Raw genomic sequence first — 5,000 nt, forward strand, 5'->3', positions numbered from 1 at the left:
CGGGACTACCTGATCCATGCAGTGAATGAGGTATTTTCGCCCGTTCGATTGCGTGGTGAAGACATTGAAACCTGCTGGGCAGGCGTTCGTTCGCTGATTGTGGAGAAAGGGAAGCCCGTATCAGGCATCTCGCGTAAGGATGAATTGTTCATCTCTCCATCTGGCTTAATTTCTGTTACGGGGGGCAAATTGACAGGTTACCGTAAAATTGCACAAAGGGTTACGGATATTGTGGCTAAAGAAATTCAGCAAGAGACCAAGCGTCGCTTCCGGTCATGTTTTACGCAATACATTTGCGTTTCGGGTGGAGAAGTAGGCGGAGCGGAACGGTTTGCCACTTTTGTGAAGAGCAAGGTGGGGATTGGTAGGCGACTGGGGTTGTCGGAATGGGAAGCGGAAACCTTAGTTCGTCGGTATGGTTCCAATGTGGACGCTGTGTTTGAATGGATTAAGAAGCAACCAAAACAAGACAAATGGGGGTTACCTGCGCATTTGTATGCTTCGTTAATGTATGGGTTGGAACAGGAAATGGTTGTAAGCCCAGTTGATTTCTTTACGCGGCGCATTGGAGCCATGCATTTTGAAATCGATTTGGTCAAGAAATGGAAAAAGCAAGTGACTGCTTTGATGGGAGAATGGTTTGACTGGGATGATAAGAAGTTAAAGGCAGCCATGGAACAACTGGAAAAAGAAATAGAGATTGCCACGGAAGTGATCTGATTGTTTCTATCAATCAACCGAGGGTGTGGCTGCTTGCGGAGCGGGAACTGGACGGCTTCAAGGAGTGGAGAGGTGCCAATGGATATTGGTTTAGATGACCAGGGGAATATGCCAAAGTGGATTTAGCAAACGTTATATTTCGATAAGCCTTGCCATGCAAGTTTGATTAGAGCGTGTCTGATGACAGGCCAGCGGCTCCAAAACCATTTTCTCATTTGCTTCACGCTTAGCAAGACGCTCCTCGAGAAAAGGTTTTCCGCCGCTTTTTCCCTACTAACTTGATTTTGCTAATCACACCCCAGAAAAAGAGGTACGGGAAGGGAGACGGAGCATGAGCAAGGCTTTATTTGGCTGAAAAAATTTTTTATAAAAAAAGGGTTGCGTTCTATTTTGGGACGTGCTATATTATTACTTGTCGCCGCGATGCGGTGATAACAAAGAGAAAACGCACCTTGAAAATTAGATATGGAATAAAGCAACGAGGTTAAGAAGGAGATCCTTCTTTGATCGTCGATGTTGCAAATCACCGAGGAGATACCGAGCGGCATAGATATGCCGAATAAACATAGTAGGTTAAGCTACTAAGGGCACACGGTGGATGCCTTGGCGCTAGGAGCCGATGAAGGACGGGACGAACTCCGATAAGCTTCGGGGAGCTGTAAGTAAGCTTTGATCCGGAGATTTCCGAATGGGGCAACCCACCAGCTTGAAGAGCTGGTACCGCCACCTGAATCCATAGGGTGGTCGGAGGCAGACCAGGGGAACTGAAACATCTAAGTACCCTGAGGAAGAGAAAGCAAACGCGATTCCCTGAGTAGCGGCGAGCGAAACGGGAACAGCCCAAACCGATGGCCTTGTGCCATCGGGGTTGTAGGACGTCTCACACGGAGTCACAAAGGGAGCGAATAGGTGAACTGGTCCTGGAAAGGCCGGCAATATAAGGTAACAGCCCTGTAACCGAAATTCGTTCCCCTCCGAGACGGATCCTGAGTACCGCGGGACACGTGAAACCCCGTGGGAAGCTGGGAGGACCACCTCCCAAGGCTAAATACTCCCTAGCGACCGATAGTGAACCAGTACCGTGAGGGAAAGGTGAAAAGCACCCCGGGAGGGGAGTGAAAGAGAACCTGAAACCGTGTGCTTACAACCAGTCGGAGTCCCCTTGAGGGATGACGGCGTGCCTTTTGTAGAATGAACCGGCGAGTAACGGTTGCGTGCAAGGTTAAGGTGAAAAGCTGGAGCCGCAGCGAAAGCGAGTCTGAACAGGGCGCTTCAGTACGTAGTCGTTGACCCGAAACCGGGTGATCTACCCATGTCCAGGATGAAGTTCCGGTAACACGGAATGGAGGTCCGAACCTGTTGGTGTTGAAAAACCATAGGATGAGGTGTGGGTAGGGGTGAAATGCCAATCGAACCCGGAGATAGCTGGTTCTCCCCGAAATAGCTTTAGGGCTAGCCTCGGATCAAGAGTCATGGAGGTAGAGCACTGATTGGGCTAGGGGCCCCCACAGGGTTACCGAACTCAGTTAAACTCCGAATGCCATCGACTCATGTCCGGGAGTCAGACTGCGAGTGCTAAGATCCGTAGTCAAGAGGGAAACAGCCCAGACCACCAGCTAAGGTCCCCAAGTAATCGTTAAGTGGCAAAGGATGTGGAGTTGCCCAGACAACCAGGATGTTGGCTTAGAAGCAGCCACCATTCAAAGAGTGCGTAATAGCTCACTGGTCAAGTGACTCTGCGCCGAAAATGTAACGGGGCTAAACGATTCACCGAAGCTGTGGATGCCGCCACATTCACTCTGTCTTTCATGATCGTCGGCGAAGGACATTTGCCGAAAACATCTTTTCGGCTAAATGCCATAGCGAAACGATGTGTGGAAGCTGGAGTGAATGCGGTGGCATGGTAGGGGAGCGTTCCAAGCAGCAGCGAAGCTGCTTCGTGAGAAGTGGTGGAGCGCTTGGAAGTGAGAATGCCGGTATGAGTAGCGAAAAGAGGGGTGAGAATCCCCTCCACCGTAAGCCTAAGGTTTCCTGAGGAAGGTTCGTCCGCTCAGGGTTAGTCGGGACCTAAGCTGAGGCCGAAAGGCGTAGGCGATGGACAACAGGTTGATATTCCTGTACCACCTATTTTCGTTTGTACGATGGGGGGACGCAGGAGGGTAGGGAATCGCGCGACTGGAAGTGCGCGTCCAAGCAGTGAGGCCGAAAGGATAGGCAAATCCGTCCTTTCTACAGGCTGGGCTGTGATGGCGAGGGAAATCATCAGTACCGAAGTTCCTGATCTCACACTGCCAAGAAAAGCCTCTAGGAGAAAATAGGTGCCCGTACCGCAAACCGACACAGGTAGGCGAGGAGAGAATCCTAAGGTGCTCGGGAAAACTCTCGTTAAGGAACTCGGCAAAATGACCCCGTAACTTCGGGAGAAGGGGTGCCCCGGTAGGGTGAAAGCCCGAGGGGGCCGCAGTGAAGAGGTCCAGGCGACTGTTTAGCAAAAACACAGGTCTCTGCTAAGCCGCAAGGCGATGTATAGGGGCTGACGCCTGCCCGGTGCTGGAAGGTTAAGGGGAAGGGTTAGCGCAAGCGAAGCTCTGAACCGAAGCCCCAGTAAACGGCGGCCGTAACTATAACGGTCCTAAGGTAGCGAAATTCCTTGTCGGGTAAGTTCCGACCCGCACGAAAGGCGTAACGATCTGGACGCTGTCTCAACGAGAGACCCGGTGAAATTGTACTGCCAGTGAAGATGCTGGCTACCCGCGACAAGACGGAAAGACCCCGTGGAGCTTTACTGTAGCCTGATATTGAATCTAGGTACGACTTGTACAGGATAGGTGGGAGTCTGAGAAGCCGGAGCGCCAGCTTCGGTGGAGACGCCGGTGGGATACCACTCTGGTCGTATCGGGGTTCTAACTCGCCGCCGTCACCCGGCGGGAGGACCGTGTCAGGTGGGCAGTTTGACTGGGGCGGTCGCCTCCTAAAAAGTAACGGAGGCGCTCTAAGGTTCCCTCAGCGCGGTCGGAAATCGCGCTCCAGAGTGCAAAGGCAGAAGGGAGCTTGACTGCGAGACCTACAAGTCGAGCAGGGACGAAAGTCGGACTTAGTGATCCGGTGGTTCCGAGTGGAAGGGCCATCGCTCAACGGATAAAAGCTACCCCGGGGATAACAGGCTTATCTCCCCCAAGAGTCCACATCGACGGGGAGGTTTGGCACCTCGATGTCGGCTCATCGCATCCTGGGGCTGTAGTAGGTCCCAAGGGTTGGGCTGTTCGCCCATTAAAGCGGTACGCGAGCTGGGTTCAGAACGTCGTGAGACAGTTCGGTCCCTATCTGTCGTGGGCGTAGGAAATTTGAGAGGAGCTGTCCTTAGTACGAGAGGACCGGGATGGACGCACCTCTGGTGTACCAGTTGTTCCGCCAGGAGCACCGCTGGGTAGCCAAGTGCGGACGGGATAAGCGCTGAAAGCATCTAAGCGCGAAGCCCCCCTCAAGATGAGATTTCCCATTCCCCTGTGGAAGTAAGACCCCTTGTAGATGACGAGGTTGATCGGTCCGGGGTGTAAGCGCAGCAATGCGTTTAGCTGACGGATACGAATCGGTCGAGGGCTTATCCTACTTCATCTCTTCATCTTGCAACACGCTTTATTCCAATCTAATTTTCAGGGTGTGGTTCATACCTTGAACAACAACATAACGTCTGGTGATGATGGCGGAGGGGATCCACCCGTTCCCATACCGAACACGGAAGTTAAGCCCTCCAGCGCCGATGGTACTTGGGCTTAAGCCCTGGGAGAGTAGGTCGTTGCCAGGCTACCAAACCCCACTTCAGAATGAAGTGGGGTTTTTGCTTTGTTTTGCGTTGGTAAGTGGCTTCATCATGTGGCATTGCCAGTGGCCAGGGGATAGAGTTGTTCGGAAAGAAATTCACTCTTGCTTGGGACGAGGAAGCAGAAAGGGCTTCAGCCACATGTGTGAAGTGAGTCCAGAAATGTTCTGATGTCCACTTCTTGTATGATGAATAGAGGAGCTTGTTTAACAGCACCATTACGGCTGACATGTCGTTAGACCATGTCTGATAAATCGATCGGCGGTTCCAAAACCTCCTTTCCGTTTTTTTCACTCATGACGTGGTACTCATCAGGAAGCAGATTGCCGTCGTTTTTTTTACAACTTGGTCGATCTGATAGACTATAGGGGGTCCTGATGAATAGGCCTGTGGCTCCAAAACTATTTTCTCATTCGTTTCACTTGTATCATCGGCAACTTCGAGGAAAGGTTTTTCCGCC

At 51.8% G+C, this 5,000-nt stretch carries 2 protein-coding genes and 2 rRNA genes (2 of these 4 only partly in view); 3 read left to right on the forward strand and 1 reads right to left on the reverse strand.

What is annotated here, in order from left to right:
• From NYR52_RS00520 to rrf, 3 genes are all read left to right on the forward strand, one after another.
• Positions 1 to 720, forward strand: partial view of a glycerol-3-phosphate dehydrogenase/oxidase gene (locus NYR52_RS00520; RefSeq protein ID WP_132223976.1) — the end only. The gene continues 936 nt to the left of window position 1, outside the view; 720 of the gene's 1,656 nt are visible here — the last part of the coding sequence; its start codon lies off the left edge, out of view; the stop codon is at positions 718 to 720.
• Between the two features lie 571 nt (positions 721 to 1,291).
• Positions 1,292 to 4,329 (forward strand): 23S ribosomal RNA (locus tag NYR52_RS00525).
• Positions 4,330 to 4,410: 81 nt separating this feature from the next.
• A 5S ribosomal RNA gene (gene rrf / locus NYR52_RS00530) occupies positions 4,411 to 4,525 on the forward strand.
• Positions 4,526 to 4,834: 309 nt separating this feature from the next.
• Here the strand turns inward: rrf and NYR52_RS00535 are convergent.
• Positions 4,835 to 5,000, reverse strand: the 3' portion of a protein-coding gene (locus NYR52_RS00535; RefSeq protein ID WP_259436101.1) for a hypothetical protein. Its footprint extends 152 nt past the window's final position; the window shows 166 of its 318 coding nt (coding positions 153–318); its start codon lies beyond the right edge, outside the window; it ends in the stop codon at positions 4,835 to 4,837.

Source organism: Laceyella sacchari (assembly GCF_024927925.1).
GTDB lineage: Bacteria > Bacillota > Bacilli > Thermoactinomycetales > Thermoactinomycetaceae > Laceyella > Laceyella sacchari.